Origin of the sequence: Microcystis sp. M53598_WE2 (assembly GCF_030067735.1) — a bacterium.
Classification (GTDB): domain Bacteria; phylum Cyanobacteriota; class Cyanobacteriia; order Cyanobacteriales; family Microcystaceae; genus Microcystis; species Microcystis aeruginosa.
In genome coordinates this window covers 1-6,092 of the sequence record NZ_JASJFE010000228.1, presented here as the reverse complement: position 1 = coordinate 6,092, position 6,092 = coordinate 1, and the positions used below count along the sequence as shown (strand labels likewise).

The window sequence follows — 6,092 nt, the reverse complement described above, 5'->3', positions numbered from 1 at the left end:
TACCCTTTTTCTGGTCGGGTCTTTTTGTTTAGTAAATTTGTTCTAATTTAGCCCTTGATGGAGGTGACGGGGTTTTTGAGCAAGAGCAAGCTGGAGTATGAGGGGATTTGGCATCATCTCTGGAGGACCACCTAATGTTCTGGCCTTGTCTGTTGCCTATAGTCAACAACTCAGCCACCACTTATCAATAACAATTTCTAGTCAGCTTGCTCCCATCCCCGATTCTTTCCTTAGCTTTTTGCCTGCCGTTGTATAGATCTATTTTGAGCAAGAGAAGCTGAGAACCTTTGTGGGCAGGCTTTTGAACTTAGCTTGTGTCCGTCTGGTACAGTTTTCCTAGCCATTGCCCCATAACTGATATATTTCCTGAAAAACTGGGCAATCTAGGCCTAGACAGCATCGTGATAAGGGGGGATAAGACCTTGGACTCCGCTAACGCGCAGAAAATTCTCGGCTATTTCATCGAAGAAGCAAAAGAACACCTGGAAACTTTGGAACAGGGGATTTTAGACTTAGGCAATCTCGTGAACAATACTGAACAGATGAACGAGATGTTTCGTGCCGCCCATTCCATCAAGGGGGGGGCGGCCATGTTAGGTTATAGCAGTATCCAAAAAACTGCTCACCGTCTTGAGGATGCTTTCAAAATACTGAAAGAAAATCCCCTACAAGTGGATCAAAAATTAGAATCTTTGTTCCTCAAGGGTTATGATCTGCTTCAGATATTGATCGATAAGCTGCCCGGTCCATTAGGTTTGCAAGCCGAGGAAGCTAACGCTATCGTTAAAAAAGGTGAACCGACTTTTGCCGAATTACAGTCCCATCTTAACTATCTTCTCGACCAAAAAAAATCTACCCCAGCTATTGCGGCAACCTCTTCTATCTCCATCAGCGTCAGAGATATCCTCAAACAGATGTTACAACTGTTCAAACAGGAAGAAACCAGTGCTTCCCGTCAGCAATTACAAAAATTAATTTTATCTCTGTCTCAATTGGCTTCAGAACAGCAAAAGTGGCAATATTTAGTTAAAAATGCCCAATCAGCCCTGGCTAACCCCAAACATTCCTACCGCACTCTCGCCCCGGTTATTATTAAAGAATTAAAACAAGCTAGTGATTTATTGGAATGGGGTCGCGGGGAAGAAATCACCGTCAGTCAAGAATTGCAGTTATTAGCCACCGCCAAATTACCACAAATCCTGATCACCCTAGAACCGGAATTAGTAGCTAGTACCCTGCTGCAAATGTTTAATCGCCAACAGGTCTCGCAACTGGTACAGTTATTACAAATGAGACGTTGACATCTGCGCTGGTGTAAAAAGGTGGGGGATTCCCAGGAGAATAAACTTAATGTTTTTAATTTTGGTGAGTTAGGAAGATATGTAATTAATTGTGCGCCCACCGAGGTGGCAATAATTCTAGAGGGTGAATTGGGATAGAGCCAAACCGGAAAAAGCTAAGATATGGCAAGATAAAAACTTAATGCTGACGGCTGACAAATATCAGACCTGAGGCAGCATCTCTTGAGTCACCAGTCAAGCTGGGATTTACTGAGAGTAAGTGATCTGCTAGAGTTTTAACGTTCGTTAAATTTCTCGGGCAGAGAAAACAAACAAAACCATAATGGTGTTAATGGGTGTGTGGAAGTGCTTAAAAATCTCAAATTTTCGGGGCGATATTCCTCGCTGGCCCTGCTGCTGGCTATTTTCGGATTATTTCACGGGACGGTAATGGCCGAAGAAGAACCGCAAGAAACGGTTTTTCCCCGCGTCGAGCAGATAGTACAGTCTCCTCCTGCGACGGGAGAAACTACGCCACCCGTGGCAGCACCGACGGAAACCCCGACGGAAACCCCAAGCCCCGCAGAAACTCCCACAACAGCCCCACCGGTGCCGGCGGAGGAGTCGCGAGTTTTGGTGGCCGAAGTGGTAGTACAGGGGGCCGATCGAGAATTAGAAAATCTAGTTTATAATACCATTCGCACCCGACCAGGACGAAGCACGACTCGATCGCAACTGCAAGAAGATATTAACGCCGTTTTTGCCACGGGCTTTTTTGCCGATGTGCGGGCAGTTCCCCAAGATACGCCTCTAGGGGTGCGAGTCACCTTTGAGGTGCAACCTAACCCCGTTTTTCAGGGCGTACAGATTCAAATTGCCCCGGAAACCCTGGACAAATCGATTTTACCTGCCGGGGTGGTCGAGGAAATTTTCGCTAGTCAATACGGCAAAACCCTGAATTTGCGGGAATTACAGGCGGGGGTAAAAAAAATCAATGACTGGTACAGCAAAAACGGCTATGATCTGGCCCAGGTAATCGGTGCGCCGCAAGTCACTCCCGATGGTCGGGTGATTCTGGTCATTTCCGAAGGTTTAATCGAAAAAATTCAAGTACGCTACTTTAACGTTGAACAGGAACCGGTCAAGGGTAAAACTAGAGAATTTATCATTACTAGGGAAATGCGCCTAAAAGCGGGGGATATTTTTAACCGCAATACGGCCCAACAGGATTTACAGCGTGTTTTCGGTCTCGGTTTATTCGAGGATGTGCGTCTGTCTTTTTCTCCCGGCAGCGACCCAAGGGAGGTGATTGTTAACGTCGATGTGGTGGAAGGTAATACCGGTTCCCTAGCCGCTGGGGGTGGTATTAGCTCGAATGCGGGCTTATTCGGGACTGTTAGCTATCAACAGCGCAATTTTGGCGGTAATAACCAAACTTTAGGGGCAGAAGTCCAGTTAGGGGAACGGGAATTTTTATTCGATCTGAGTTTTTCCGATCCTTGGATTGCCACGGATAATTTCCGCACTTCCTACACGGTGAACGTTTTCCGGCGACAGTCGATTTCTCTGGTTTATGATGGGGAAAATTCCTCGATTCGGACGCTGAACGATAATGATAGTCCCCGTATTGTCCGGACGGGTGGCGGTATTACTTTTGTCCGTCCTTTGGCCGCCGATGTGTTTACGAAACCAAAATGGGTGGTTTCCCTAGGCTTTAACTATCAACAGGTACAGGTGCAAAATGCCAATGGTGACATCTCCCCCCTGTCTGCACCTCTCAACGGTTTTGGCAGTCAACAACTGGCTTTTAGTTCCTCTGGGATCGATGATCTACTTTCTCTAAATATTGGCGCTATTCGAGATTTTCGCGATAATCCCCTGCAGCCCACCAGTGGTTCTTTCCTGCGTCTAGGTTTAGAACAAACTATTCCGGTCGGTTCTGGCAGTATTTTCGGCACTCGTGTTCGGGGTAGTTACAGTTACTTTATCCCCGTTCGCTTTATTAATTCCTTTAATCTCTTTGAAACCGATATTTTTAAAGGTCAGCAATCCCTCGCTTTTAATGTGCAAGCAGGGACAGTATTAGGGGATTTACCCCCCTACGATGCTTTTATCGTTGGGGGTAGTAACTCTGTACGGGGTTACGCCGAGGGAGAAGTGGGTAGCGGTCGCAGTTATTTCCAAGCGACGGCCGAATATCGTTTTCCCATTGTCGCTATTATTGGGGGGGCGTTATTTGTCGATTTCGGCACTACTGTTGGTTCCCAAGGGGATGTCCCCGGTCAACCCGGGATTGTCCGGGATTTACCCGGTACTGGTCTCGGTTACGGTTTAGGTGTTCGGGTACAATCTCCTGTCGGCCAAATTCGGGTTGACTACGGTTTTAATGTCGATGGTAGTTCTCGTCTCCATTTCGGTATCGGGGAACGATTCTAATCAGTTATCAGTTATCAGTTATCAGTTATCACTTATCAGTTATCGATAAATTTAGTTCTTTTTGTTGTTCACTGATAAAAGCTTTATTACTTGATAATTATGGTTTCTACTATCGCTAAACAATTTGAATTATCGGGAATTGGCCTGCATTCGGGGGAGATAACCCGGGTGCGCGTCTGTGGGGCAAATCCGGGGGAAGGACGTTATTTTGTCCGCAGAGATTTAGCCAATCAACCGATTATTCCCGCTCTAGTTTCTTCGGTTTACCAAACGACTTTATCAACGGAATTGGGACAAGGAGAAGCCAAGGTTAGAACCGTTGAGCATTTATTAGCGGCCTTAACCGCTTTGGGGGTAGAGGATGCTCGCATTGAGGTGGATGGTGCGGAAATTCCTCTCCTTGATGGTTCGGCCAAAATCTGGGTAGAAGCGATCGAAAATGCCGGTTTAAATAACTCTTTTTCTCCATCAGATTTAACGATTTCTCAACCGATTTGGTTGTACGAAGGAGATGCTTTTGTGGCGGCGATTCCTTCCCCTGAATTACGTTTTACCTACGGGATCGATTTTACCTATAAACCGATCGGTAATCAATGGTATAGTTGGAGTCCTGATCAAGAAAGTTTTCAAGATGCGATCGCGTCTGCCCGGACTTTCGGTTTTGCCGATCAAATTGAATATTTACAAAAGGCTGGTTTAATTAAAGGAGGCAGTTTAGAAAATGCTTTAGTCTGCGATCAAAATCAATGGTTAAATCCTCCTTTACGGTTTGAAAATGAGCCAGTAAGACATAAATTATTGGACTTAATTGGTGATTTGAGTTTACTGGGAACTATTCCTACTGCTCATTACATGGCTTTTAAAGCCAGTCATAAACTTCACGTTCAATTAGCTAAAGCAATTCAGGGTTAATTATACTAAATTCTGTTTAAAAGGTATAGGGGAGTGGGAAGTGGGGCTGTCTGGAGGCGGGGTTTTTACTTCTATCGATGACATGGCTTTCGCTCGATCGTTCTCTACTCAAGCCTTTATCCTAGCATTGTTGACCCTTGGCTATTAGCCGTCAGCTATCAGAATCATTCCAACATCGTCGGGTTTGCTCGGTGACAGGTTGCCAATCCAGAACTCAACCCACCAGAGCGGCATCGCACTTTAACCCACAGCTTCAATAAATGTGCATGGTGCGTTCCCCAAAATCGATCGGTGGAGCAGTGGGAGTCACATTAGGGAACGCACCCTACAGCTGCCACACGGTCAACGGGTTCCACAATCGGAGGCGTCGCGTGCGCTTGCCATCTTCGACCACCGCTTCCCAGTTGCGGTAGGGCTGAGGTGGCTGGTACTTCCCCTGCCCTGGGTCGTACTGCCCCTCAACACCGGTAAGCGCCGACATCGAATTGGTCGCGGCGGCCTTGACACCATCGTCGGTGGCGCGAGAGCCCCCGAAGAAGTCGTTGCCCGGCCAAGAGACATGGTCCCAGGCGACCAAACTGTACAGGGCGCATCCAGAAAAATCGTCGCCCCGCTCCGCATAGGCGACCGGGTGGCACAGCTGCGACTTCTCCTCGTTCCCCGGCAGCCGCAGCGGACGGACTATGAACGATATGCCTTCAATCTCGACGCGGGCGTTTTCGCACTCGCTGTACGGGTCGAAGTAGACGGCCTTCAGGTTTGGAAGAGAGGTGCCGTGCTCGGTCAAGAGTCTCTGCAAAGCCATCTGCAAATGCGCGCCAAGTTGACCCCGGAACGGACCGGCGAACTGCCCGCAGCCGAGGCCCGGTAAGGTCACGAAGGCGGATTGCGGCTTAGCTGCTCGGCAGTTTATATACCGGAAGACTGGCAAGAGTCTGCGCCGGTACAGGTTGTAGTACCCCTCTGTAGACAACCGCCCATCCGCCGCAGTCGCCTCGCTCCAATCGGCCGGGGTATTCCCCCAGCCATTACACAGGAGAGCGCCTGGAGTAAATACCAACATCGCCGAAAAGGGAGGTGCGTGCGGCGTCGGGGAACGATGGTTGCCGTCGTCGAAGACGGTCACCGGTACAGCGATCGAGATATCGCCCAGTAGACCGAGTTCGGTCAGGTTCCAATCGGAGCCGTCTCCGGACACGGCCATCTCGGCGAAGATCTGAGGTCGCTTGGTGTCGAGCAACTTGCCGAGAAGCTCCAGTTCTGTCAGTGCTTGAAGGTTCGAGTCCTGGAGGCGCTCACGCAGACAGTCTCCAGGTTGTGTCCGGCTGGCTCGCAACCTTTCCAGGTAGTCCGAAGCACGGGCCACGGTCTCCCCTGGAATGATGATGGAGTACTTGGGGGCGATAGCGTCGCCCGAAGTGTGGATGGTCATCAACGTCGCTTCCTTCGCCGAACTAAATATTA

4 protein-coding genes are annotated in these 6,092 nt (G+C 48.6%); 3 read left to right on the top strand and 1 reads right to left on the bottom strand.

The genetic code is table 11. From position 1 onward, the window contains the following. Positions 1-422: 422 nt before the first annotated feature. The 3 genes from PX636_RS04820 (at position 423) to lpxC (ending at position 4,628) form a co-directional block, all read left to right on the top strand. Positions 423-1,301, top strand: a complete 879-nt coding sequence (locus PX636_RS04820; protein WP_044034843.1) for an Hpt domain-containing protein — start codon at positions 423-425, stop codon at positions 1,299-1,301. Positions 1,302-1,730: 429 nt separating this feature from the next. Then, positions 1,731-3,716, top strand: coding sequence for a BamA/TamA family outer membrane protein (locus PX636_RS04815; protein ID WP_288116367.1), 1,986 nt, complete (start codon positions 1,731-1,733; stop codon positions 3,714-3,716). A 99-nt stretch (positions 3,717-3,815) separates the two neighbouring features. Next, entirely contained in the window at positions 3,816-4,628 is an 813-nt protein-coding gene (lpxC, locus tag PX636_RS04810) for a UDP-3-O-acyl-N-acetylglucosamine deacetylase (RefSeq protein WP_288116366.1), read from the top strand. A 325-nt stretch (positions 4,629-4,953) separates the two neighbouring features. On the opposite strand, the gene PX636_RS04805 is transcribed toward lpxC, so the two are convergent. Continuing rightward, the coding region (locus PX636_RS04805) for a hypothetical protein (RefSeq protein ID WP_288116365.1) at positions 4,954-6,092 on the bottom strand (1,139 nt) is incomplete at its 5' end.